The organism is Alterileibacterium massiliense, assembly GCF_900104645.1.
Taxonomy (GTDB): Bacteria; Bacillota; Clostridia; order Peptostreptococcales; family Anaerovoracaceae; genus Alterileibacterium; species Alterileibacterium massiliense.
On record NZ_FNWE01000002.1, the window covers coordinates 232,459 to 258,661 of the forward strand.

A 26,203-nucleotide genomic window follows, 5' to 3' on the forward strand; every position below is an offset into this window, starting at 1 on the left:
CACTGGATATACCGGTGCTCTTATTTGAAACAATATTGATTAACACGAGGATATAAAAATGAATAATGAAGGTGACGGACTTAGAAGAGAATTAGGAACATTTGCTGTTATAGCAATAATTATAGGACAGATGATAGGCTCAGGGATATATATGACGCCTCAAGGGTTAGCTGAAATATCAGGCCCAATTGTTTCATCTTTTGCTATGTTTATAACGGGAATTGGAACAATATTTATGGCAATAAGCTATTCAAGGCTCAACAAAAGAGGAGCTGTAACAGGCTCAATTATTATATATACAAGAGAGGCATTCGGAGAGATGCCAGCTTTCTGGGTTGGTTGGTGCTACTGGTGTGGTTGCTGGATTGCAAATGGAGCTATAGCTGTTGCGGCAGTAAGTTATTTTTCTTATTTTGTTCCTGCATTTTCAAGCAATCATATTCTTCAATTCGCATTGGTAATTGTAATAATATGGTTTTATACGATATTAAATATTAAAGGTGTAAAAGAAGCGGGTTATTTTAATCTCATCATAACGATTTTGAAATTATTACCTCTTGCGATATTCATAATAATAGCCATTAAAGGATTTGATGCCAGCAATCTTTCAACAATTTCATCTAACGATATAAAAGGTTTTGGAACACTGCCGGTAGCAGTTGCATATTGCCTGTGGTGTTATATTGGATTTGAGGGAGCTACGCTGACCGCAGGAGAAGCAAAAGATGAGAAAAGAATAGGTAGAGCAACGATTGCAAGTTCGATTATAGTCATGATGCTTTACATAGTAATTATAATATTATCTGCAGGAGCTATGAGCCAAGGAGAACTAGTGAAATCAACTTCTCCATTAGCAGATATTATGCACAAGGTTACTGGAGGATATTGGACTGGAGCTATCGTTTCAATAGGAGGTTCTTTATCTGCATTTGGCTGCGTTGGAGCTTGGATACTTTCAGCAGGTAGAGCATCATACTCTCTTGCTTCAATTGATCTTTTGCCAAAAGTATTTATGAAAACAGATCCAAAGAATGGTTCGCCAAGAGCGGCACTTATAATAAATGGAATACTGATGAGCATAGTAATGGCAATTGCGTATTTTGGAAAAGATGGAACGGTATATAATTTTCTTGTAATGCTTTCAGTCACCTCATTCCTAGTTTTTTATCTATTCGGTGTTTCTGCTGAGATATATCTGACAGGAAAGGACATAAGAGGTACAGGAGCTGGAAATTATTTTAAAAAATTAATATTTAGTATTCTAGGTTTTATATATGCTATGTATACGATTTATGGTTCTGGTGCGGAATATGTATTTGCAGGGTTCTTGTTATTGCTCTCGGGAATACCATTCTTTATTGCAATAAAATTAAGAGGAAATGATGATAAATCAAAGGAAAAAATGGCTGAATTAGATTAGAGTTTAGGTAATACAATTGCATTGTGTTTTTGTTAATGGACTATGATTTCAAAATAGTCCATTATATTTTTGAAAACAAACTAAGTGTGAAAAAAACTTATTTTAGCACTATTATAAATTTTGCCGTTTGATTTATTTTAGTAATTAAATCAGATGCGTTAGACAAAAGAGTTACAAGTGCCGAGGTAAGCCTTTTTTGTTTATATAATTTTACAAAATTACAAAACATTTTAAGTTTTAATTAAAGTTTAATAAAAGTAGTAAATACGCATTTATTTTAAAAGTATTCCTTGAAAACATTTAATTATAATGGTATTATACTTTAAGATTATTTAATAAAAATGCGTATTTACGAGATTTTATTAAATGGAGGTACAAAATGGAGGTACAAAGACCAAGATATTTAAATCAACTAATAGATAAAAAAGACAATGGAAGGGTGAAAATTATCACAGGTATTAGAAGATGTGGCAAATCATATCTTTTATTTGAATTATATAAGAAATATTTAATTTCTAGTGGCGTAAGTGAAAATCAAATTATTATGATTGCCCTTGATAGTCTGAAGAATATAAAATATAGAAATCCAATAGAGCTAGATGTATTTTTAAGAGAAAAAATTCAAAATAACGGACTTAAGCATTATTTATTAATTGACGAAATTCAATTTGTAGAAGAAATTCCCAATCCTTATTTAGAAGAAGGAACTGATTCAAAGGTGACCTTTGTTGATTTAATATTAGGACTAATTAAGATTCCGAATGTAGATGTATATATTACAGGCAGTAATTCAAAAATGCTTTCGTCAGATGTGCTAACGCAGTTCAGAGATCGCGGTGATGAAATAAAAGTATACCCGTTTTCATTTGAAGAATTTTATTCGTGTTATGAAGGAGATAGAGGAAGGGCTTTTGATGAATACTGCCTATATGGTGGAATGCCTATGTCTGTGCAACTTAAAAGTCATGAAAAGAAGAGCGAATATTTAAAAAATATTTTTACGAGTACTTATATTAAAGATGTAATAGAGCGTAATAAAATTCTTAAAGACGCATCTATAATTGAGGATTTGTTGGATATTATTTCTTCATCTATTGGTTCTTTATCGAATCCAAGCAAACTTGCTAATACTTTTATGTCGGAGAAAAACATAAAGATTTCTCAATTTACAGTAAGCAATTATTTGGACTACTTAATAGATGCCTTTTTAATTGAAAAAGCTAGAAGATATGATGTAAAAGGAAGGAAATATATTTCATCTCCATACAAGTATTATTTTTCCGACATTGGTCTTAGAAATGCAAGATTAAATTTTAGACAAAATGAACAGTCGCATATTATGGAAAATGTAATATATAATGAACTCCGAATGAGAGGATTAAATGTAGATGTAGGTATTGTAGAATACAACTATAAGGATAAGAATAAAAAAACAAGAAAAAAGAATTTGGAAGTTGATTTCGTAATAAATAGAGGGAGTAACAGGTATTATATTCAATCAGCACTAAATGTTTATACAAAAGAAAAGCAAATACAAGAGACAGAATCTTTGAGAAGAACGGGAGATTCATTCAAGAAAATTGTTATAGTTAGGGATAATATTACACCGAGATATGACGATAATGGCATTTTATATATTGGAGTAGAGGAGTTTTTGCTAGATGAAACTGCTATAGATTTGTAGAGGCATCGATATTAGATTTAATAAAAATGCGTATTTACGGGGTTGTTTTAAATAAACTCAGAGCCTGCTTGCATTTGGCAGGTTTATCATACAGAATTACAAAATGAATAAGCAAAGGCAAAAACGAAGGCACGGCTTCACGACAGAAAAAAGGCTTTGACTATTATAGTCAAAGCCTTTTCAACTCTTAATAATGCTCTATAAAGTTCTTATTCTTTTATAAAGCAAGTGCCCTTGCAGTCAGGGCCAACGCAAGCTGCATTTCCCTCATCTGTATCAAGGTGAACTACACTTGCAGGTCCACCGATTCTTACAACTACATCAGAGAATGTAAGAGCTCTCTTTAATCCTGTATCAATAGATAAATCAACTACCTGATTCTGCTCAAAACCGTACTTAGCAGCATCTTCCTCTGTGAGGTGTAGATGTCTTTGGGCAACAATGCAGCCGTGGTCAATCTCTACCTCATTACCGTTAGGAGCAACGATTTTTATTCCAGGTGTGCCTGCAAGGTCACCTGACATTCTAATAGGTGCGTTTACTCCTAGTGAGCGAGCATCAGTTGCTGATAGCTCAACCTGAGTTTCTTTTCTTGCAGGTCCTAGGATACCAACTCTTTCCATTGAACGCTTAGGACCAACGAGTGTAACTCTCTCCTCGGCTACAAATCCACCAACGATTTCCTTTTTTACCTTTAGCTCGTAACCCTTACCGAAAAGCTTCTCAATATCATCTTTTGATAGGTGAACATGACGAGCACTAACTTCAACATTTACATCAATAACTGCCATTTTTTCCTCCTAATATATGTAATAAATTTTTAAAATCAAATCTCTATATAAGGATACAATATTATTCGAAATTATTCAATATCAGAGTTACCTCGCTTATTATGAATAAATATTGATTTTGAAATCAAAGATAGTAGTGTCCGCAGATAGATATATCGAAAATCTATTTGTAAAAGCGATTGACTTTTTTGAATGAAAAACATAAAATACAATAAATAGAACATAGTTCCGCTTAATAGAACACATCGCTACAACTCTATTAAAATTTATAAGTATTTAAATTATGAATTTTTAAAAAGCAATGATGAGTGTAAAAAACAATTAAAAGTAATTAAAAATGATTAAATAAAATTAAAAGTAGTAAAAGGCAATATAAGGGGTAGTAAATATGAAATTACTGATTATTAATCCGGGTGGCACCAGTACTAAGATTGCAGTCTTTGAAAATGAAGAGGAGATTTTTAAAAAATCAATTCCTCATACGGCCGAGGAGCTTGAACCCTTTGCTCATGTTTTCGACGAATATGAATATAGAAAGGATTTAATTTTAAAGACAATCGAAGAAGCTGGATTTAAAATTGAAGAATTTGACTGTATCGCTGGAAGAGGCGGGCTTATGCACCCAATTACAGGGGGAACATATAGGGTAAATGACAAGATGGTTGATGATCTAAAAAAAGCTGTTGAAGGAGAGCACGCATCTAACCTAGGAGCTGTTCTTGCAAAATCCATAGGAGATATGATTGGGGTTCCATCTTTTGTCGTAGATCCCGTTTCTGTAGACGAGATGATGCCAAAGGCTAGGATTTCAGGGATAAAAGATCTTGAAAGACCAAGCTGGTTCCATGCTTTAAATCACAAGGCTGTGTCAAGGTTTGTTGCCAAGAAATTAGGCAAGAAATATGAGGAGTGTAATTTTATAGTTGCCCACCTTGGCTCTGGAATTTCCATCGTAGCTCACAACAAGGGCAAGATGGTTGACGGCAGCGGAGGAAGAACGAATGGACCATTTTCGCCGGAAAGAAGCGGTGGACTTCCAACATATCCATTGATAGAGCTGTGTTATTCGGGGAAATATTCTCATGAAGAAATGGTATCGAAGGTAAGCAGTATTGGTGGTATGTATGATTATCTTGGAACTAAAGACCTAATAGAAATTGAGAAAAGGATTGAAGATGGTGATAAAAAAGCAAAGCTTATCTACGATGCCTTTGTTTATTTTGTCGCTAGGGAGATAGCCTCTTATGTTCCAGCTCTTGATGGCAAGATAGATAGGATAATTATCACAGGAGGCATTGCTCATTCAGAATATGTTACAAGTGAAATATCGAGAATGAATAGCATAATAGCACCTACAGAAGTTGTAGCAGGAGAATTTGAAATGGTAGCACTGACCCTTGGATCTTTAAGAGTTCTGAGAGGCGAAGAAGAAGCAAAAGTGTATTAGAAAAAGTATATTAGCAAAAGTGTATTAGAAATAAAAATAAGGAGGTATGAGATGGTTTTTTCTATTCGTATGAGCAGAATCAAAGAATCTGGAATTCGAGCAGTCCAAAAGCGTATTGTGGGAAAGTCGGACATAATTTCTTTTGCGGCAGGACTTCCTGATCCAAATCTATATCCTATGGAGGATCTTAGAAAAGCGACAGAGGAGATGTTTGATAAAGAAGGACAGAAGGCATTTTCTTACGGACTTACAAAGGGGTATGAGCCTCTTATCCAGCTTCTAGTCAAGAGAATGATTGAAAAAGAAGGCGTCAAGGATTGCACGAGAGACAACATTTGCATTTTAAGCGGGTCACAGCAAGGACTTGGACTCGCAGGACTTATGTTTATCGATGAGGGCGATGTAGTTATCACAGAAAACCCTAGTTACCTTGGGGCTATCAATGCCTTTAGACCGTATGGGGCTGAATTTGCAGGAGTAGACACTGATGATGACGGAATTGTAATTGAAGATCTAGAAAAGGTACTAAAGGAAAATCCTCGTGCAAAATTGCTATATGTGATTCCAAACTTCCAAAACCCTACTGGCAAGGCGTGGACGCTCGAAAGAAGAAAGCGTTTTATGGAAGTTGTATCTAAGTATGATGTTGTTGTACTTGAGGACAATCCTTATGGAGAAATTCGTTTTAGGAATGAGCCTTTGCCGGATTTGATTTCACTCGATAAGAAAGCACAGGTTGTATATTTGGGTTCCCTTTCAAAGGTTTTAAGCCCCGGTATGCGTATCGCATGGGTATGTGCTTCGCCGGAAGTTGCAAAAATGGTTGAGGCATTGAAAGAAACAAACGACTTGCAAAGTCCTGAATTAACACAGATGGTTGCTACATATTATATGAATATGTTCGATATGGAAGCACATATAAAGCACATTCAACAGACATATAAAAAGAGAGCAGATCTAATGGTTAAGATGATAGAAGAACATTTTCCAAAGGAAATTAAATTCACAAGACCTGAGGGTGGAATGTTCCTATGGTTAGAGCTACCAAAAGAGCTTGACAGCGACAAGATATTAGATGATGCGGTTGAGGCAGGAGTAGCATATATACCGGGAGAATCATTCTTTGCACACGAGGGAATAAAAAATACAATCAGAATGAATTTTACTCTGGTTACAGAAGAACAGATTGAAAAAGGAATAAAGATTCTAGGAGATGTATTCAAAAAATATATTTAAAAACATTTAAAAATTAATTTAAGGGCAGTTTAAATTTAATTAAAAATGAGTGCCTAATTAAAATAAAACAGTATTAAAATAAAAAAGTTTAAAGATTAAGATATTTAAAATATCAAGGAGAATTCTATGAAACAAAAGATTAAACTGGTAATTACCATGCTTGTACTTGGAGCCTGCTGGGCAGTTGTATATCTAGTTCCATTCTTGCAATACACATGGTATGACCCTTTCAAGGAATTTATAGGTGGAACTAATACACAACTCGGACTGCTTCTCACAATCTACGGGTTTGGTAATGTTTTCGGAGCACCTATAGGTGGCTGGATGGCAGACCGTTTTAATTACAAAATCATATATGTTTTGTCAGTATTCCTTAATGGGGTTTTTGCAATTTTATTCCTAGTTCATCCTACATATGGATTTGCGGTAGTAATGTGGATAGGCTTTGCTATAGCAAGCCTGTTCTTCAATTATCCTGCACATATCAAGATTGTTCGTGAGCTTGCAAGCGATGAAAATCAAGGTAAAATATTTGGATTTAATGAAACATCAATTGGTTTGTTCAATGTGATAATTAGCTCTGCAATGATGTTTGCATTCACTAAATTTGCGACAAATGTAGGAGGAATAAGGGCTGCTGTTATATGCAATGCAATCATATCATTCGCTCTTACTATACTCGCAATAATAGTTCTTGAGAATCCGGCTAAAAAGAAAGCTGAAAATGCTCCGGAAGCAATTAAATATGAAAGTCCTGTAGCATCGGAAGAAGCGGTATTAAAAGATAATAAGGAGAAAAAGAACTTCTTTGCGGATTTTAAAGAAATAGCAAAACAACCTGCAACATGGTTGGTAGCTGTTAGCATTTTTGCTGTCTATTCATTTATGACAACACTAACATATTTTACACCATATTTTACTCAGGTTATGGGGATTACTGTTACTTTTACTGGCTGGGCAGCAATAGCAAGGCAGTATGGAATGCAGATAGTTGGAGCACCAATTGGAGGGGTTATAACGGATAGACTTAAATCACCTTCTAAAGTTTTGATAGTTGTATATATTATCGGTCTTGCTGGACTTATATATATGCTGGTACCAAAGGCTAGCATTACTGTTCCGACAGTTATCATTATCACGCTTGCACTATCTTTCTTCGTATATATAGGTAGAGGAGCGTATTACGCAACGCTTACCGAAGCAGGAGTGCCTAGAGAACTCAGTGCTTCTACAATAGGCATAGCAGCAGCAGTAGGTTTTTCTCCAGATTTATTCCAATTTACTCTATTTGGCTACTGGCTGGATACACAGGGGAACAAGGCGTTTAACTATATATTTATATATCAGATAATAGTCTTGGGGATTGGAATACTGGCGGCACTTGCTATAATAAAGATGAGCAAGAAAAATAAAGAGCTTGAGTCAAAGGTTCAGCTAGAAACTAAATAAGAATTTAACTGAAATATTACTAATCATCAATTTATCTCTATTAAAAAAGTGGGTCTTTTGCAAATATGCAAGGCCCGCTTTTGTTTTAAACAATTTTAGAAATTATGATTTGCTTTTACAGATTTACAGAATTACAGATTTTCAGATTTCAAGATTTCGATATTTAGATACTTAGATACTCAAATACTTATATATATGAACATTCCCCGTATGCACATGAGGGAAGGATTTTTGATATATACTTGACCTTTACACGATACTTTCGATTATATCTTCTGGCGACACTTCTTTAATCTTCTTGATTGTAAATCCCGTGACAGCAAATATTATAGCTACAATAGGATTTATAAGGTTAAAGAAAGCATAAGGCAGATAGCTTAGCGTTGATACACCAAGGTATGAACTAATCGCTACAGCACAGGTTGTCCATGGTATCAAGGACGATGAAATCGTTCCAAAATCTTCTAAGGTCCTAGAAAGGTTCTGAGGTGCAAGCTCACGCTTTTTATATTCATCCTTATACATATTTCCTGTAATAAGCAGTGAGAGATATTGTTCACCACAGATTAAATTGACAAAAATTGCTGTAAAACCTGTGGCACATATTAGTGAACTGTCTTTTTTAGCTATTTTTAATATACTCTCTGCTATAGTTTGGAGCATTCCTGATTGATGCATTATTCCTCCAAAGACGAGAGAACAAAGTATTAGAGAAACGGTCCACATCATGTTTTGCAAGCCACCCTTTGTTAAAAGCTCATTGAGCATTTTACTAGAGCTTTCCATGCTATATCCGTAGCTTAGATAGGTTCCAATCTCAACTATTGAATGACCCTGAACTACAACTGAACAAAAGATACCAAACAAGATAGAGCATATAAGACCCGGAATTGCAGGTAATTTAAAATATATAATCAAGAACATGAATAAGACAGGAAGGAGGAGGAACGGAGATATTTTAAAATTGTCTTTGAGAGCACTTGATACGGCGGAAATGTTCTGATTATCAACACCATCAGGCGAAATATATTTAAAATTAAGGAAAAAGTAAGCGACGCAGGCAAATATATAGCTGACACCTGTGGTGTAAATCATGTGCCTAATGTGTGCGAATAAGGTTGTTCCCGAAACAGCAGGAGCGAGATTTGTTGTATCTGAGAAAGGCGACATCTTATCTCCAAATACAGCACCTGACACCACGGCACCAGCTGTCACAGCGGGAGGTATTCCAATACTTATACCTATTCCTACCATTGCTACACCAAGAGTACCTGCTGTTGTCCAAGAACTTCCTGTAGAAATACCGACAAGTGAACAGATAATAAGGCATGAAACGAGAAAAAATCTTGGAGATAAAATCTTAAGCCCATAATAAATAAGGCTTGGAACAATTCCTCCGGCAATCCATGAACCAATGATAAGTCCTATAAGACAGGCGATTAGAATTGCCTGCATGGCATTTGTTATTGAGGCAATCATTCCCTTTTCAATATCTTCCCATTTATTCTTTAATACAAGAGATGAAATTAAGGCTGCAACAATTGAGGCAGCAATTAGAGGTATTTGAATATCTATGTCATACTTGATTAGAGCGAGCAGTAAAAAAACGAAGACTGAAACTATTGGAATTAAAGAAATACCAATGCTTGGCTTCCTTGGGGTGTAATTTTTTGATTTATCTAATTTCATCGGTGCTACTCCTTCTTTAACATAGTAAAAATAGAACGCTGTTCTATTTACAAAAATAACATAAAGGCATTGATTTGTAAATAATCATTAATGACAATTGACGAATTAGAGAATAGATGATACAATTCTATTAAGCGGAACAAAGTTCTAACAAATAGAACAAAATTTAATATGATTTAGGTTATTTTTAGATGTTGATAGTTTTTGAAAGGACGAATGCTTATGGATAAGGTAAGAGTTAGAGAGGAGCGTTGTAAGGGTTGTTATCTTTGCATCGCTAATTGCAAACAGGGAGCACTTAGTTTGTCCGGAAGAACCAATGACAGAGGAGTTATTACTGTTACTGTCGATCAGGATAAATGCATCCAATGCGGTTGTTGCTATGCTATGTGCCCAGATCTAGTGTATGAAATTTTGTAATTGTTTGTTGATGTAAGGAGCGTATAAGTATGGAAAAAAGAATTATGAAAGGTAATGAAGCACTTGCAGAGGGAGCTATCAGAGGTGGGTGCAGATTCTATGCCGGCTATCCAATTACGCCTCAGTCGGAAATCCTTGAATGGATGTCATGGAGGCAGAAAGAGGTTGGAGGCACTTTTGTTCAGGGAGAATCTGAAATTGCCAGTGTAAATATGACATTTGCCGCAAGAGCACTCGGTGTTCGTTCACTCACATCGACATCGGGACCGGGATTTTCTCTTTATCAAGAGGGAATAGCATACTGGGTATCGGCAGGAGTTCCTGCAGTTTGTGCCTGTGTTCAAAGGTTCGGTATAGGTGACGGATTTATATCTGCAGGTCAAGATAATTATTGGCAGGCTGTTAAAGGTGGCGGAAATGGAGATTATCACCTAATTGTTCTTGCACCTAATTCAGTTCAGGAAAATGTTGATATGGCCTATGAGTCCTTCGCTCTTGCTGAAAAATGGAGTCATCCTGTTCTTATCCTTTCTGATGGAACGATAGGGCAGATGATGGAACCATGTGTTTTGCCAAAGATGGTAGAGTATGACATCGATCAGGAACAGCCTTGGGCGGTAAAAGGTGTTGAAGCTGGACAAAAGAACAAGGTCATAACAGATATTACATATTTTGAAGATATTGATGAATGGAATGACGGATATTTGAAGAAGATGCGTGAAATTAGCGAAACGGAGCAACGCTGGGAAAGCCTATGTGTATCCGATGCTGATGTTGTGCTGGTAGCATATGGAATATCGTCAAGAGTTGCAGAGGGTGCAGTTCAAAAGGCAAGAAGCAATGGATTTAAACTTGGACTTATAAGACCTATTACACTTTGGCCTTACCCAAGAAAAGCGTTTGATGAAATCCCTGAAACCTGTCGAGGTATTGTAACAGTGGAAGTTAATATGATGGGCCAGATGAGAGATGATGTAATAATCACAGTTAAGGGCAAATATCCTACCTATGCACTTGCAACAAGACAGCGTATTGCAAAGGTAGATCAGGTGATTGATTTTGCTAAGGCTGTTTATGAAGGAAAGATTAAGGAAGAGGAGGTATACTAATGGTATCAAGGAAAGCTCCTGAATTAATGTATGCCGAGAATAGATTCTGTGCTGGATGTGGGCATGGAATATTTGATAGGATTCTCGGAGAAGTTCTTACTGAGATGGATATTGTGAGCGATACAATTATCTGTTCTGATATTGGTTGCAATCATCAATTTCAATTTTGCATGAGAGTAGATGCAATTGTTCCCCCTCATGGGAAAATGGGTGCGGCATTAACTGCACAAAAGCGTGTTAGACCTGACAAATATGCACTGACTATTTGTGGCGATGGGGGAGCATATGCTATTGGTCTTGGTGAAACGATGGCTGCTGCAACTAGGAATGAAAATGTTACATTTTTCGTAATGAATAATACCGTATATGGAATGACAGGTGGACAGATGGCACCGACATCTATGATAGGACAGACTACTTCGTCATCAAAGAGCGGAAGAAGTGTAGAAGACAGCGGAGAGAACTTCGATGTTGTGAAAGTTATGGGAGGGCTTAACATTGCCTACCTAGCTAGAACATCGGTAACAAATCCTGCAAATGTAGCAAAGACCAAAAAGCTCGTAAGAAAAGCTCTTGAGAAGCAGAGAGATAACAAGGGATTTTCACTGGTTGAAGTTTTGGTGCCATGTCCTACAAATTGGGGAATGTCTGCACCGCAATCAATGAAGCATATAGATGAAGTTGTATCAAAACAATACGAGCTAGGCGAATTTATTGACAGATAATTGATTGATAGTGGAGGGATTTATGATAAAGAGCATTATTTGTGCAGGACTTGGAGGACAAGGCGTTTTGACAGCAGGCAAATTGCTAATGCACGCTGCACACGAAAAGGACTTGAATGTTACATGGTTCCCATCCTATGGAAATGAGATGAGGGGCGGAAACGCGAATTGCAATGTAATAATAAGTGATAAGAAGATAGCGAGCCCATACGCTGACACACCTGATATTGTTATGGCCATGAGCAGTTCTGCGGTTGATATTTATGAAGAAACAATGGCACCTGGCGGGGTTTTATATGTTAACAGTTCTTTGGTTGATGAAAATAGAAAGTATCGCGACGATATAAGAGTTGTGAAATTTCCGGCAACTGAAATTGCTTTAAAGATGAAGCGTGAAGTAAATGCAAATTTATGTATGCTTGGCAAAATAATTGCTGATTCCGGATTGTTTACAATTGAAGAATTTGAGAAAGCAATGTGCAATTACTTTGATGAGGCTGGCAAGGGCAAATTTAATGAAAGCAATAAGGAAGTTGTAAGAGCAGGGTATGAGAACTAATTAAGTACAAAACAATTATAAACACAAAAAATAAAAATTCTCACGAGTGCAGTAAGCATTTGTGAGAATTTTTAGAGGTAAAAAATTGCAAGGTTATATTGCACTCATGATTAAGGGATTTTTCAGAGTAGAAAAATATGCTTAAAGATATTATAATAACTCTGATGAATGTACAAAGGGGGGGTAAAATGCAGATTTCTCACATAAGGAATATGGCTCGCAATATCCTTAAGCATCAAAAAATAGAAAATAGTTTTATCGAATATAAAAAGTCTGCAAATTTTAAAGATAAAATTTTAAAAACTGCCTGTGCCTTTGCGAACAACTACATGAATAATGAAATTGCCCTATTGTTTATTGGCGTTGAAGAGGTTGATGACAAAGATACCAAAGAAAAAGCAATTCCTAAAAGACCAATAACAGGAATAAAAGAATCGAGAGTAGAGGTAATTGAAAACGAATTAAAATCTCTTCTTTCAAACATTCACCCTAAAATTAATTATCAAATAATTAATGATATGATTGATGATAAATATTATATTATTATAGCCATTGAAAACTGTGTTAATGGACCTTTTCAAACAAGTGAGAGGGCGGAAAAAGATAAAAATATTAGGTTAAAGGCGGGAAGATATATCAGAGTTGGCAGAGATTCAAGGCTTCCAAATCCAACCGAAGAATTTGAACTTTTGAAGAAGTTTGCAAACTTTTCTTTTAGCTCAAACTTGAACGATACAGCAACCATAGATGATTTAAGCTATGAATATATGAAAGAATATTTGCTTCAGACAGGAGCGAAGGAAGATATTAGAAAAATGTCTAAGTTAGATATGGCAAAGAGTATGGGGCTTGTTAGTGAAAGTGAGTATGGTGGTTATAGAGTTAAAAATTTTGCTGTTCTTATGTTTGCAGAAAAACCGAACAAATTTATTTCAAATGCCCATGTTGAAATCATAAGAGAAATTGACGGAACGGATAAAATGGAATCAAAGAAATTCGATGGTCCGGTTTGGATACAGGCAAAACAAGTTAGCAAATATTTTGAAGATAATATTATGGCTTCATATACCATAAGGGAAGCGGATAAAATCGAGCATAGGATTGTCTATAACTATCCTCTTACAGCATTTGAGGAACTTGCTACAAATGCGATTTTGCATAAGGAATATGATACGCCTGAATATGTCGGCATATACATTTACAAGGACAGAATTTCTTTTGTGAATCATAATAGACCGATCCCGCCTGTAACCATTGAGGCTCTTAACAGGGACAGAAGTTTTGATAGAAGGCAGTACCTTAACAAAGAACTTAAAGATATGTTCTTTTCCCTTAACTTAATAGAGTCTTATGGTTCAGGTATAAGGCGTACAAAGGATGCACTATTAGAAAATGGTTCTCCTGAGCTTAAGTTTTATCCAGATAATGAGGTTGACAATTATACAAATGCTGTTATGTATATAAACGAAGAATTTTTGTATATAAATAAAGAATTTATGAAAAGATTTAATGGTAGTACTACCAAAGAAACTACCAAAGAAACTACCAAAGAAACTACTAAAGAAACTACTAAAGAAACTACCAAAGAAATTAACGACATTCAAGATAAAATACTATTTATCATGAAAAGCAATCCAAGCATTACTGCGGAGCAGATAGCTACGGAAATTAAAGAAATAACAGTAGATGGAGTATGGTACCATATAAGACAGCTTAAAGATAGGGGTATTATTACAAGAGAGGGGTCCACAAAAAAAGGCAAATGGATTGTTAAGAAATGAAATTAGATTTTCAAATTTGTAAATCTATCATTGCACTGGGAGGGCATGAGAATTGAAGACAAATCAGGATAAGAAAATGAATCAATCGGTCATAATTAATGCGGTTGATAGAACCTTAGATATTATTGAATATATACATAAGTATGATGGCGGGGTATCTATTTCACAGATAAGTAAAGATCTTAACCTCTACAAAAGCACCGTATATAGAACTCTAGCAACATTAGAAAACAGAGGATATATAGAGCAGGATCAAAGAAGCGAGCTCTATTCACTTGGCTCAAAATTTTATGTGTTAAGCGGTATTGCGGGTGAAAACAAAAAATTATCATCACTTATCCTGCCATATATGAAAAGATTAAATGATAAATATGGCGAATCTGTAAACCTGGGCAGGATTGAAAGAGACGAAGATGGGATTTATAGACTTATAATTATAGGAGAATGTGAAAGCAAGCACTCTTTAATTGCAAAGGTAAATATTGGTGCTATGCACGAATGTTACTGTGCTTCTTTAGGAAAATGTTTACTCGCTTTTTCAAAGGACATAGATTTATCTCCATATAAAAATAGAAAACTTGAGAAATTTACAGATACAACGATAACGACTTTTAGCGGCTTAAAGAAAGAACTGGAAAAAATCAAAGAAAATGGTTATTCGATAGATAATGAAGAGAGAGAAGTAGGCTTATACTGTGTGGGTGTTCCTATCATGTGCGGAGGATATTCAATTGCTGCAATGAGCATTTCAGGCCCTACGAGCAGAATAAAAGATAAAGATTTTGAAGAAAAAATAGAATATATGAAGTCATTAAGTGCTGAAATAGAAAAAGAAGTTTTTAGCTAGGCTAATCTCAACCAGTTTAACTTGATGAACCTTTTAACTTGATAAGCTGGACTAAAAATCTAAAAATATATTAATCAAACGAATTAAATTTTAATAAAATAAATTCTAAAACCTCATTAGGGCTAAGAGTTCATAAATCGGATTGTTGTCATAAAGCCATAGGGTGAAGATGGACTCGCCAAGCTGGTTTGTTAGAACTGTAGAAAATTCTGGCGAAAAAAGATGGGTGACTGGAAATATCAATGCGAGCAGGACAAAGACTACGATTGCACCTTTTATAAAACCGAATATCATTCCAAAAATCTTATCTACTCCGCCTACTATTGTGCCATTCTTGCGAGCAGATGAGAATTTTTTTCTAAAAAATCTTCTGAGAAAAGAAGCGATAATCCAAACGATAAGAAATGTTATTGAAAAAGAAATTACAGTCTCTGTTGCTCCTCCAAGCTTTTGAAAGAACGGACTATTTTGCGAAATATCAGGAGAGTGGAGAGGATTTAGGAAGCTTTTATCGCTTATTCCGCTGACAAAAGAACTTATCTTGCTAGGAATAGCCGTGGCAATATCAAAATCTGCATTTTCGAGATTTATTGATAGGCGGGAGTTAATTAGTTTATCCAGATGAACAAATTTAAGTAGCCGGTTAAAATTACCTGTAAAAAATGCACCTGCAAAGATGGCAACAGCAAGCAGGATAACCTTAACAAAGGTATCAGAAAACCCCTTCCTTTTGCCTCTCGAAATTGAGAAAATCATTATAATTCCTATAATTCCATCCATTATCATAACAATTAAATTATAACCATTTCTTAAGAATAATTCAATTAACAAACAATCAACAAATGTTCAACAATCTTCCAATACCTTTGCGCTATATGATTTATGTATAAGCATATAAAAATTGTATTTAAATTGAAATTTTTTTACAATTGAGATTTTACAAAAAACAAATACTTAAATGAAGACATAATTATGGAGGCTTTATGGAGACCATTTATTTGGCAGGTGGCTGTTTCTGGGGAGTTGAGAAATTTTTTAAGCAGTTCAGGGGCGTTCTTTTTACAGAAGTAGGATATGCTAATGGCGACGGAGAAGAAGCTAATTATGAAGATTTGTGGAAAAGCGGTCATGCGGAAACCGTCAAGATCGAGTACGACCCTAGCATAATAGATTTGGAAAAACTTCTTGAATATTATTTTATGATAATTGATCCGCTTTCAGTTAATAAACAGGGACCTGATGCGGGAAGGCAGTATAGGACTGGCATTTACTATATCTCAAATGAGCAAGTAAACTCGATTGATAAGATGGTAAAGAAGGTAGAAGATGAGCTAGGAAGCAAACTTGCTGTCGAAGTCGAGCCAATTAGAAATTATAAAAGAGCAGAGGAATATCACCAGAAGTATTTAGATAAGCATCCTACAGGATATTGTCACATCAGGAATAATATGTTCCATTTAGAAGATTAGAAGAAATATTGGTTAAAAGCCTTGACTTTTGAAGATATGCTTTATACAATTCGTTATAATCAATTGGATACAATTTAAATTGACGCAGGCAAGTATAAGGGTACATGTAATTGTATGGAACTATACGGGTAGTTATGCAGGCGGTTTAAAAACGAATTCAAAATGAATATATAAAAACATTAAAATTGATCAAATTAATCATTGTATAAAATATTGTTAAGTTTATATAAATAGGAGGAGTTAGACATGAACATTTATGATTTTTCAGTAGAAAGACCGGACGGAAGCAAACTGGAGTTAAAGGATTTAAAGGACAAGGTAATTTTAATAGTTAACACTGCTACAGGCTGTGGATTTACACCTCATTACGAGCCTATGCAGAAGATGTATGACAGATATCACAATAAAGGCTTTGAAATAATTGATATTCCTTGCAACCAGTTTGCAGGTCAGGCACCTGGGACAGACAAGGAAATCCACGAGTTCTGCACACTAAATTACAACACGAAGTTCCCTCAGATGAAGAAGTCTGAAGTTAATGGAGATAATGCACTTGATCTATATAAATTCCTAAAGAAAGAAAAAGGTTTCACTGGTCTTGGAAAAGGTCCTGAAGCAGAGGGAATGGCAGAGTTTTTAGAGGGAATTGATAAGGATTATGCTAAGAATGATGACATTAAGTGGAATTTTACAAAATTCGTCATTGATAGGCAGGGTCATGTTGTTAAGAGATTTGAGCCTACTATTCCGATGGAAAAGGTTGAAAAATTTGTAGCTTCATTGCTATAAAAAATTTGGCAAGCTTGGCAATCATGTTAAATGCTTGATAGTGAATTAAAACATTTAACTACTTAGAACAAGATATAAAGGGGTGAGCTAGGAATGAGTGATAAGTACGATGCACTGAAGCTGGAAAACCAGTTATGCTTTCCATTATATGTGGCATCAAAGGAAGTTGTTAGAAGGTATAAGCCACTTCTTGATGAACTCAATCTAACATACACACAATATATTACCTTGCTCGTTTTGTGGGAACAAAAAAAGCTAAGTGTTAAAGAACTTGGAGAGTTTTTATTTCTAGACTCAGGGACGCTCACGCCGGTTCTTAAGTCGCTTGAGAAAAAAGGATATATATCTCGTAAGAAGTCAAAAGATGATGAAAGAGTTCTCATTGTAGAATTGACGGATGGGGGCAAGGAGCTTAGGGAAAAGGCTGTAAGCGTACCTAGCGGAATTGCTGAGTGTATAGATATTGATAAAAAAGATGCAGAAAAGCTCTTAAAGATTTTACACAATATGCTGAGTGGATTTAAGGAATAAAGCTTGCATGACAAGGAAAAGTAAAGAATAAGATTTTGATAAAAAATGATAAATTAATTTCTTAAAGTGACATGGGATTATTCTCATGTCACTTGTTCTTTGCTCAATATTAATGTATAATCATCTAGCGTTAGATATTAAAAAGACGAACGATATTTTTTAAAACAAAAGGGGCTAGTACAGTGAAAAAAACAGGAGCAGTAATTGTCGCTGCCGGAACCTCATCGAGAATGAGGGCATTTAAACCGGCACTTCCATTTGGAGATTCAACAGTTGCAAATCATACGATAAGCAAGCTAAAAAAACTAAATATAGACCCTATAACAATAGTAGTCGGACACAAGTCAAAGGAGCTAAAAGACAGCATTTACACAGAAGATATTCGCTATGTTATGAATGAGAATTATAACGATACAGAGATGTTTGATTCAGTAATTCTCGGAGTAGAGGATATAGCTCCAATGTGCGAGAGGATTTTAATTATGCCTATGGATCTTCCTGCAATCCTTGAATCCACCATTGAAAAGGTTTTAAGCATTGACGCAGGAATGGTAAGGACGACTTTTAAAGGTGAGCCGGGGCATCCGATAATTATTACAAGTGAATTTGCTAAGACGCTGAAGGAATACAAGGGAGATGGCGGACTTAGAGGTGCAATGGAAAGTAGCAATATTCCAATAACAAGCCTCGATGTAGACGATGCCGCCGTTAAATTTGATATAGATACTCCAGAAGAATACCAAAGGCTTATTGAGTGGAACTACGAGCGGGGAAAAGGTTATCCTATTAGCCCTGAAGTTGAAGTTAAACTAAAGGCAAAGGAGATATTCTTTGACAAGCAGGCGTTCAAACTTCTTAGAAATATTAAGGAATTTAATAGTCTTCAAAAGGCGTGCACTGCGACGGATATATCCTATTCAAAGGGAAGTAGAATGATTAAGGATATTGAGTGGGAGCTTGGTTTTCCTATTGTTGAGAAGTGGACAGGCGGTAGCAGTGGAGGTGGAACATCGATTACCGAAGAAGGAGAAGAACTTCTTAATACATATGAGAAATTTATCGACGAGGTAATTTCAGCAACTGATAAGGCATATAAGAAATACTTTTCTAAAGGAATAAGAAAGTACGAAGCAAAATAAATAATCTTTGGAATCATTGCGATTTCAAAGGAAGTTTATAGCTTTGGGGAATTTGAGGAATCCTTATAATGAAGAATCTTTACTTAGTAAGGCACGGCACTCCGGATTTTAAAGACGGGATTAAACTCTGCATTGGCAGAACCGATATTGACATAGGAGAGCAGGGAATATTAGAAGCGATAAATCTAAGAGAATTTTTCAAGGATAAGCTTAGGAATGGAGAGATTGATAAAATCTATTCAAGTCCCCTCACCAGATGCCTTCATACAGCCGAGTTAATCGCAGGAGAAAATTCAGCAGGTAATTCAGTAGGCAATAAAGAGGTTATTACCGATGACGGTCTTATGGAAATTTACATGGGGTGCTGGGAAGGCGTTCCTCTAAAGGATATTAAAAAAGAACTTGGCGATGAGCCTTATGATGGAGAAAAAAGGGTTGATGCCCTAAAAAGATTTGAAAAAAGCCTCAGGGAAATAATGAATAAAACAGATGGCGATGCAATCTGCGTTGCTCATGCAGGAGTCAACTGCGTTTTCCTTGCGAGCATAATGGGTGAAAACCTGAGAACATCTAGGTCGTTAAAACAGCCTTATGGAGGATATAGCCATTTGAAATATGACGGAGAAAAATTTTCTGTCGTTGACATAGGGCTTTTACCAAATAAAGAGACATAGAGAAGAAGAAAGGGATAAAATTTATGAGAAAGCTATTTGAAGTTCTTAATGAAGAACTTGAAGCGGGAAGAGATGTCGTAATGGTGAGTGTTACAGCTTCTTCCGGTTCTACCCCAAGAGGTGCTGGGGCAAGAATGATAATTGGAGAAAGTGGCAGGCTTTATGGCACAATTGGTGGCGGTGCTGTCGAGTATAGATGCGAACAGAGAGCTAGCGAAGTCCTTAAGACGAAGAAATCATATAACCAAAGTTATATGCTAAGAAAAAATCAGGTTGAAGATTTGGGCATGATATGTGGAGGTGATGTAGAAGTATTCTTCCAATTCATATCTGGCTCTGATGAAAAGATAAAAGAAATGGTTAAATTCGCTATTGATGAATTTGAAAAAAGAAGCGACATCTGGATTATAACCGACATTACAGATGGCTCAGAAGCGGGCATTGCCATATATACCAAGGAAGATTGCCGTGGCATGGAGGTAACAGATGAAGTTATTGAGCTTTTAAAAGAAGCACCTTTCAAAAAAGAGATAGATGGCAAAATGATCTGTGCAGAGATGATTAATCAGAGCGAGCTTGTATATATTTTTGGCGGTGGCCATGTAGCACAACAGCTTGTACCAACTCTTTCTAGAGTAAATTTTAACTGCATTGTCATTGAGGATAGAGAAGAGTTTGCGAGGAGAGAGCTATTTGAAGGGGTCTTTGATACAAGACTTATCGATATGAAAAAATTGGACGAGGTCTGTAAGGAGATAAGGGAGAATGATTACATATGCGTAATGACAAGAGGCCATGTTAACGACTACGAGGTCGAAAAAGCGGCATTGAAAACTCCTGCAAAATATATTGGCGTAATAGGGAGCAGGAGAAAGGTAGCCGGCGTAAATCAAAAACTTCGTGCGGACGGATATAAAGATGAGGACCTCAAGAGGATAACGACCCCGATTGGTCTTGAAATACTCGCAGAGACTCCGGCAGAAATTGCGGTAAGCATTGCTGGGCAGATGATTTATGAGAGAGCTAAGAATAGCAAAAAGAAATAAAGCATTGTTAAAGACAAAGCACAGCACAGCACAGCAAAAGCATATAGCAAAAGTGTATAAAAGATATAAAGATAAGTGCAAGAAAAGACAAGGATAATAAAAGGTTAATAAAAAGGTAAGGTTAATAAAAAATGAAATTAGTAAAGACGGTTGATGCTGAGGGCATGGTCCTCTGCCATGATATAACTCAGATTATAAAGGGCGTTGTAAAAGACACGGTTTTTAGAAAAGGGCATGTTGTAACAAAAGAGGATATTCCAGTTCTCCTCAGTGTTGGAAAAGACCATCTATATATATGGGAAAATGATGGAAAGATGATGCACGAAAATGAGGGAGCAGAAATTCTTTGCGAACTCTGCCTTGGTGAAAACATGAATAGGTCTAAACCAAAGGAAGGAAAGATTACAATTTCCGCTGACTGCCACGGACTGCTCAAGATAAATGATGAAGCACTAAGGGCGGTAAATAGTTTTGGACAGCTTATGATTGCGAGCAGACATGGAAATTTTCCAGTTGATAAGGGAGACAAGATTGCAGGAACAAGGATAATTCCACTTGTAATAGAAAAAGACAAGATGGAGAAAGTTAGAGCTGAGGTTAAAGAAATCACGGGCGGGAAGCCTATATTTGAAATAAAGGAATTTAAGGGTAAGAAAGTAGGAATTGTCACAACGGGCAACGAGGTATTTTATGGAAGGATTAAGGATACCTTTACTCCTGTTGTTGTGGATAAGGTAAAAGAATTTGGCGGAGAGTTGTTTGGCCATGTAATTCTTGATGATGATGACACTAAGGTAACAAAGGCGATTTTGGACTTTATAGAAAATGGTGCAGACATGGTAATCTGCACAGGTGGAATGAGCGTAGATCCTGATGACAAGACTCCTCTAGCTATTAGGAATACTGGTGCAAATATCATTTCTTATGGTTCGCCGGTTCTCCCTGGAGCAATGTTCCTTCTATCATATTATGACAGAGCCAATGGAGAAGCCAAGGTTCCTGTCCTAGGACTTCCGGGTTGCGTTATGTATTCAAAGCGAACTATTTTCGACTTGATTTTACCTAGGGTCATGGCAGATGACCCTGTAACAGCAGAAGATATATCTATATTAGGGCAGGGCGGACTTTGCCTTGAGTGTGACATTTGCACCTTCCCTAATTGTGGTTTTGGAAAATAAAGGAGTAAAGATGAGCGAATTTACACATTTTGATGATAGCGGAAATGCAATCATGGTAGATGTGAGCGAAAAAAAGGACACCGTAAGAGAAGCAGTGGCAAGAGGAAGCATAAGCTTATCTGAGGAATGCTACGAAAAGGTAAAAGCAGGGGAGATGAGCAAGGGTGATGTCCTTGGAGTTGCTAGGATAGCAGGAATTATGGGTGCTAAAAAAACATCTGAACTTATTCCCCTTTGTCACATATTAAATATAAGCAAGGTCACGATTGACTTTGAGATGAATGACGAAAAAAGAATGATTTTTTCAACTTGCACTGCAAAGACTACGGGAAAGACCGGAGTTGAAATGGAAGCCCTAACAGGAGTAAATATAAGCCTGCTTACCATATATGATATGTGCAAGGCAATTGACAAGGGAATGATAATAAGCGATATTAAGCTCCTTAAAAAGAGTGGGGGCAAGAGCGGAACATGGGAAAGATGAGAAAGGTAGAATAAAAATTGAACGATTCTTTTGGCAGGCAAATAGATTATATGCGAATTTCGATAACTGATAGGTGCAATCTTAGATGTAGATATTGTATGCCTGATGGAATAATTCAATGTGACCACGATGAGATACTAACCTTCGATGAGATAGTTATGATATGCAAAGAGGCTGTAAAGCTCGGAATAGTCAAATTTAAGATTACCGGTGGCGAACCGCTTGTAAGAAAAGACTGTGCAGACCTCATAAAGATGATTTATCAGATAGAGGGAGTAGAGCAGGTTACATTGACTACAAATGGAGTTCTTTTGAAAGATTATCTCGAGGATTTGATTGAGGCAGGGCTTAGGTCTGTAAATATTAGCCTTGATACTTTAAACAGGGATAAGTACAGGGAGATCACAGGTTTTGATGAGATTGATATGGTAATGGACTCTATAAGCTTAGCAGTTGAAGCAGGATTAAAAGTCAAGATAAATGCTGTAATGCACGATAAAAATTACAAAGAGGACTTTGAAAATCTCATATCAATAGCTAGGGAACACCCCATAGATGTCAGATTTATTGAAATGATGCCTATAGGACTTGGAGCAAGTTCGCACCTAGTTTCCAACGAAGAACTTTTGAATGAACTGGGAAAGAGGTATGGAGAAATAGAATTTGACAAGGTAAAAAGGGGAAATGGGCCTGCAATATATTATAAGATACCTAAATTCAAAGGAGATATAGGATTTATAAGTGCAATACATGGGAAATTTTGCAAGGACTGTAACAGGATAAGGCTCACATCGAGAGGAGAGCTAAAGTCCTGCCTTTGCTACGGGAATGAGATTTCTCTAAAAGATGCACTAAAGGCAGGAGATAGCGTAAAAGTCGGAAGGCTTATAAAAGAAAGCATAGCAAAAAAACCGGAGCAACACTGTTTTGAAGAAATTGAAAATATCACAGAAAAAAAGAAGATGGCACAGATAGGTGGCTAAAATAAGCTAAAAAAAGACAGAGATTTTGTGAAATTTAGGGGAAATTTACAGAGATTTTAAGATTTTTAGCTAGGATCCAAGGGAAATATTTAAGGAAAAATTAGGGATATTAGAAAAAATTAGGAAAATTAAGGATAATAAAGAAGAGGTAAGAGATGGCGAAGATTGCAGGAATCTGTATTAGCGAGAAAAAAGGAACGCAGAAACACGAAGTAAAAAAGGCTAGGTTGATACCGAATCACGGAATTGAAAATGATGCTCATGCAGGAAAGTGGCATAGACAGGTCAGTCTGCTCAACCTAGAGAAGATAGAAGAATTTAGAGCAAAGGGAGTTGATGTTGACTTCGGAGCTTTCGGAGAAAATCTAATAATAGACGAGTTCGATTTTAGGAAGCTACCAGTAGGCACTAGGTTTAAAATTGGAGATGTACTGCTTGAAATGACTCAAATTGGGAAAGAATGTCATTCGCACTGTGCCATTTATCATGCAGTTGGCGATTGCATAATGCCTAGAGAGGGCGTTTTCACAGAGGTTATTATAGGTGGAGAAATTGAGGTTGGAGATGAGGTCGTAATGCTTCCTCTGGAAAAAGATAGACCTTTTACCGCTGCCATAATAACTGTAAGCGACAAGGGCTCAGCTGGAGAAAGAGTTGATGAGAGCGGACCTATTATCAAGGAAATGCTTGAAAAAGCAGGTTACGATGTGAAAGAAATGCTTATAGTGCCGGACGAAAAAAATGTAATAGCAACACAGCTTATAAGATTATCAGATCAAAGGCAGATTAACCTTATACTGACAACTGGTGGCACCGGATTTTCACATCGTGATGTTACTCCTGAAGCGACCATTTCGGTGTGCGATAGAATGGCGAGGGGAATATCCGAAGCGATAAGGGCGAACTCAATGAAATATACTAATAGGGCTATGCTTAGCAGGGCAGAATCCGGAATAAGGGGAGGAAGTCTGATAGTCAATTTACCGGGAAGTCCTAAGGCAGTTCGTGAAACACTTGAATTTCTTTTGCCAAATGTAAAACATGGCATTGAAATTCTAGCAGGAAAAGCATCTGAATGTGCGAGAGCATAAGATGATATATTAAGTTATTTCTTTATTTTAAATTTAAAAGGAGAGGTAGAAATGAGCAAGAGTATGAAGAAGTGGTTATCCATTTCAGTAGTTATGATTATGTGCGTTACAACTGCAGTACTTCTTTCGTCATGTGGAAAAGACGAGGCAAAAAAAGATGAGCCTAAGGAAGAAGTAGAGGTAAATTTATTTATTGCTGCAAGTCTAACTGATGCAGTTGGTGACATCGTAAAGGATTTTGAGAAAGAAAACCCTAAGATTAAGGTTAAGATTAATCCTGACAGCTCAGGAAAGCTAAAGACTCAAATTATTGAGGGATTTGATTGCGATCTATTCTTCAGTGCAGGAGAAAAGGAAATCGATGAACTTGAAGACAAAGGCTTGATTAAAGATGATGATGAGATAGATTTGCTAGAAAATCAGCTTGCTATCGTTGGTGTTAAGGGATACAAGGGCAAGGTTAAGGACTTAGATAGTCTAAAGAACGCAGACAGCATCGCACTCGCATATGGAAGCGTTCCTGTAGGATTCTATGCAAGAAAAGCTCTTATCGAATCGGATATAATTGATGGCGACGATGACGATACAGAGGCAATAAAGGCAATCACAGGAGACCAGATTTCAAGAGCTCTCGGCGGAGTTACAATCAGCGAAAAAGACAATGTAAGCACAGCACTTGCAGCAGTAGCAGAAGAGTCAACTGAGGTTGGTTTTGCATACACAAGTGATGTAAAGAGAAATGCAAATACTGAGATTATCAAGAAGATTGATAAAGATCTCACTGGCGACATCGTATATCCACTAGCAAAGATTAAGTCTAAGGAAAAGATGTCTGACGACAAGAAGAAGAGCGTTGAGCTTCTTTACAAATATCTACAGAATGATAATTCAAAGAAGATTTACAAGAAATACGGTTTCATAGCTAAATAAGTAAGAAATAAGTAAAAGGAAGGCTGGTTAAGTGAGCAATTTGTTAGAAATATTGAAGGACTTAGACTGGAGCCCATTATACATTTCCATAAAGACAGCCATAGTAGCAACAATTATATCGTTTGCCATTGGGATACATCTGGCAAAAAAAGCCACATTCTATGGTGACAAGAGAAAGGCATTTGTCGACGGCATACTTTCGCTTCCGATAGTTTTGCCACCGACAGTTGCGGGTTTTATTCTCCTGATTATTTTCAGCAAGAGAAGACCGCTCGGCTCATTTCTCTTTGAAAAATTCGATATTTCGGTAGTGCAGACATGGCTAGGATGTATACTTGCTGCAACAATAATCAGCCTTCCTCTCATGTATCAGAATGCGAGAGCCGCATTTGAGCAGGTGGATAAAAATATAATCTATTCTGCAAGGACGCTAGGAATGAGCGAAAGAAAAATTTTCTATAGGGTCTTAGTCCCAGCAGCAAGACCGGGACTTGTAGCCGGAATAATTCTTTGCTTTGCAAGAGCCATGGGCGAGTATGGTGCGACATCAATGGTCGCAGGAAATATCCCAGGCAGGACAGGAACTATTTCACAGACCATAGGAATGGTAATAAGCGACGGAAATTATTTAAAGGCAGGAATATGGGTGGTAATTGTGCTTCTCATCTCGTTCGTAATAATTTTCGGAGTAAATATTTTTTCAAATAAGGCCAAATAAAAATAAAAAAGGCT

The 26,203-nt window shown here is 36.5% G+C and carries 26 protein-coding genes; 23 read left to right on the plus strand and 3 right to left on the minus strand.

Annotation, left to right across the window (positions count from 1 at the left end; genetic code table 11):
* Window positions 1-58 precede the first annotated feature (58 nt).
* On the plus strand, window positions 59-1,420 hold the full coding sequence (locus BQ5371_RS02870; RefSeq protein ID WP_071132441.1) for an amino acid permease: 1,362 nt from the start codon (window positions 59-61) through the stop codon (window positions 1,418-1,420).
* 379 nt (window positions 1,421-1,799) lie between these two features.
* The gene (locus BQ5371_RS02875) at window positions 1,800-3,104 is read left to right on the plus strand and encodes an ATP-binding protein (protein ID WP_071132442.1); all 1,305 of its coding nucleotides are present in this window, start codon (window positions 1,800-1,802) and stop codon (window positions 3,102-3,104) included.
* Between the two features lie 209 nt (window positions 3,105-3,313).
* Here the strand turns inward: BQ5371_RS02875 and BQ5371_RS02880 are convergent, their stop codons facing one another.
* Complete coding sequence (locus BQ5371_RS02880) at window positions 3,314-3,895, minus strand: PduL/EutD family phosphate acyltransferase (protein WP_071132443.1); 582 nt, start codon at window positions 3,893-3,895, stop codon at window positions 3,314-3,316.
* 388 nt (window positions 3,896-4,283) lie between these two features.
* On the opposite strand from BQ5371_RS02880, the gene buk reads away from it, so the two are divergent.
* The 3 genes from buk to BQ5371_RS02895 all read left to right on the plus strand — a co-directional run bounded on the left by buk (window position 4,284) and on the right by BQ5371_RS02895 (window position 8,027).
* Window positions 4,284-5,342, plus strand: coding sequence for a butyrate kinase (gene buk / locus BQ5371_RS02885; RefSeq protein WP_071132444.1), 1,059 nt, complete (start codon window positions 4,284-4,286; stop codon window positions 5,340-5,342).
* Between the two features lie 51 nt (window positions 5,343-5,393).
* On the plus strand, window positions 5,394-6,578 hold the full coding sequence (locus tag BQ5371_RS02890; protein ID WP_071132445.1) for an aminotransferase-like domain-containing protein: 1,185 nt from the start codon (window positions 5,394-5,396) through the stop codon (window positions 6,576-6,578).
* Between the two features lie 126 nt (window positions 6,579-6,704).
* Window positions 6,705-8,027, plus strand: coding sequence for an MFS transporter (locus BQ5371_RS02895; RefSeq protein ID WP_071132446.1), 1,323 nt, complete (start codon window positions 6,705-6,707; stop codon window positions 8,025-8,027).
* A gap of 249 nt (window positions 8,028-8,276) precedes the next feature.
* Here the strand turns inward: BQ5371_RS02895 and nhaC are convergent, their stop codons facing one another.
* A complete protein-coding gene (gene nhaC, locus BQ5371_RS02900; RefSeq protein ID WP_071132447.1) occupies window positions 8,277-9,716 on the minus strand; it encodes a Na+/H+ antiporter NhaC in 1,440 nt (479 codons plus the stop codon).
* A gap of 222 nt (window positions 9,717-9,938) precedes the next feature.
* Here nhaC and BQ5371_RS06850 point away from each other — a divergent pair, with 222 nt between their 5' ends.
* The 6 genes from BQ5371_RS06850 to BQ5371_RS02925 all read left to right on the plus strand — a co-directional run bounded on the left by BQ5371_RS06850 (window position 9,939) and on the right by BQ5371_RS02925 (window position 15,157).
* Window positions 9,939-10,136 (plus strand): 4Fe-4S dicluster domain-containing protein, encoded by a 198-nt coding sequence (locus BQ5371_RS06850; RefSeq protein ID WP_083377403.1) that lies wholly within the window; start codon window positions 9,939-9,941, stop codon window positions 10,134-10,136.
* Between the two features lie 29 nt (window positions 10,137-10,165).
* Complete coding sequence (locus tag BQ5371_RS02905) at window positions 10,166-11,245, plus strand: transketolase C-terminal domain-containing protein (RefSeq protein WP_071132448.1); 1,080 nt, start codon at window positions 10,166-10,168, stop codon at window positions 11,243-11,245.
* A complete protein-coding gene (locus BQ5371_RS02910) occupies window positions 11,245-11,970 on the plus strand; it encodes a thiamine pyrophosphate-dependent enzyme (protein ID WP_071132449.1) in 726 nt (241 codons plus the stop codon). The genes BQ5371_RS02905 and BQ5371_RS02910 overlap by 1 nt, the downstream gene beginning before the upstream one ends.
* 22 nt (window positions 11,971-11,992) lie before the next feature.
* A complete protein-coding gene (locus tag BQ5371_RS02915; protein WP_071132450.1) occupies window positions 11,993-12,529 on the plus strand; it encodes a 2-oxoacid:acceptor oxidoreductase family protein in 537 nt (178 codons plus the stop codon).
* 188 nt (window positions 12,530-12,717) lie between these two features.
* Complete coding sequence (locus BQ5371_RS02920) at window positions 12,718-14,310, plus strand: RNA-binding domain-containing protein (RefSeq protein WP_071132451.1); 1,593 nt, start codon at window positions 12,718-12,720, stop codon at window positions 14,308-14,310.
* Window positions 14,311-14,362: 52 nt separating this feature from the next.
* On the plus strand, window positions 14,363-15,157 hold the full coding sequence (locus BQ5371_RS02925; protein ID WP_083377404.1) for an IclR family transcriptional regulator: 795 nt from the start codon (window positions 14,363-14,365) through the stop codon (window positions 15,155-15,157).
* A gap of 105 nt (window positions 15,158-15,262) precedes the next feature.
* On the opposite strand, the gene BQ5371_RS02930 is transcribed toward BQ5371_RS02925, so the two are convergent.
* Window positions 15,263-15,988 (minus strand): CvpA family protein, encoded by a 726-nt coding sequence (locus BQ5371_RS02930; RefSeq protein WP_071132452.1) that lies wholly within the window; start codon window positions 15,986-15,988, stop codon window positions 15,263-15,265.
* 152 nt (window positions 15,989-16,140) lie between these two features.
* On the opposite strand from BQ5371_RS02930, the gene msrA reads away from it, so the two are divergent.
* From msrA to modB, 12 genes are all read left to right on the plus strand, one after another.
* A complete protein-coding gene (gene msrA, locus BQ5371_RS02935) occupies window positions 16,141-16,626 on the plus strand; it encodes a peptide-methionine (S)-S-oxide reductase MsrA (protein ID WP_071132453.1) in 486 nt (161 codons plus the stop codon).
* Window positions 16,627-16,872: 246 nt separating this feature from the next.
* A complete protein-coding gene (locus BQ5371_RS02940; protein WP_071132454.1) occupies window positions 16,873-17,415 on the plus strand; it encodes a glutathione peroxidase in 543 nt (180 codons plus the stop codon).
* A 93-nt stretch (window positions 17,416-17,508) separates the two neighbouring features.
* Window positions 17,509-17,946, plus strand: coding sequence for a MarR family winged helix-turn-helix transcriptional regulator (locus BQ5371_RS02945; RefSeq protein WP_071132455.1), 438 nt, complete (start codon window positions 17,509-17,511; stop codon window positions 17,944-17,946).
* Window positions 17,947-18,128: 182 nt separating this feature from the next.
* Window positions 18,129-19,085 carry an NTP transferase domain-containing protein gene (locus tag BQ5371_RS02950; protein WP_071132456.1) on the plus strand — a complete coding sequence of 319 codons (957 nt, stop codon included), beginning with the start codon at window positions 18,129-18,131 and terminating at the stop codon, window positions 19,083-19,085.
* A gap of 68 nt (window positions 19,086-19,153) precedes the next feature.
* Entirely contained in the window at window positions 19,154-19,759 is a 606-nt protein-coding gene (locus BQ5371_RS02955; RefSeq protein ID WP_071132457.1) for a histidine phosphatase family protein, read from the plus strand.
* 23 nt (window positions 19,760-19,782) lie between these two features.
* Window positions 19,783-20,805, plus strand: a complete 1,023-nt coding sequence (locus BQ5371_RS02960; RefSeq protein WP_071132458.1) for an XdhC family protein — start codon at window positions 19,783-19,785, stop codon at window positions 20,803-20,805.
* 131 nt (window positions 20,806-20,936) lie between these two features.
* Entirely contained in the window at window positions 20,937-21,983 is a 1,047-nt protein-coding gene (locus BQ5371_RS02965) for a molybdopterin-binding protein (protein ID WP_071132459.1), read from the plus strand.
* Window positions 21,984-21,993: 10 nt separating this feature from the next.
* On the plus strand, window positions 21,994-22,467 hold the full coding sequence (gene moaC / locus BQ5371_RS02970; protein WP_071132460.1) for a cyclic pyranopterin monophosphate synthase MoaC: 474 nt from the start codon (window positions 21,994-21,996) through the stop codon (window positions 22,465-22,467).
* Window positions 22,468-22,484: 17 nt separating this feature from the next.
* Entirely contained in the window at window positions 22,485-23,450 is a 966-nt protein-coding gene (moaA, locus tag BQ5371_RS02975; RefSeq protein ID WP_071132461.1) for a GTP 3',8-cyclase MoaA, read from the plus strand.
* Window positions 23,451-23,605: 155 nt separating this feature from the next.
* Window positions 23,606-24,541 carry an MOSC domain-containing protein gene (locus tag BQ5371_RS02980; RefSeq protein ID WP_071132462.1) on the plus strand — a complete coding sequence of 312 codons (936 nt, stop codon included), beginning with the start codon at window positions 23,606-23,608 and terminating at the stop codon, window positions 24,539-24,541.
* Between the two features lie 51 nt (window positions 24,542-24,592).
* Window positions 24,593-25,471 (plus strand): molybdate ABC transporter substrate-binding protein, encoded by an 879-nt coding sequence (gene modA / locus BQ5371_RS02985; RefSeq protein WP_071132463.1) that lies wholly within the window; start codon window positions 24,593-24,595, stop codon window positions 25,469-25,471.
* Between the two features lie 31 nt (window positions 25,472-25,502).
* Window positions 25,503-26,189 (plus strand): molybdate ABC transporter permease subunit, encoded by a 687-nt coding sequence (gene modB, locus BQ5371_RS02990; protein WP_071132464.1) that lies wholly within the window; start codon window positions 25,503-25,505, stop codon window positions 26,187-26,189.
* Window positions 26,190-26,203 lie beyond the last annotated feature (14 nt).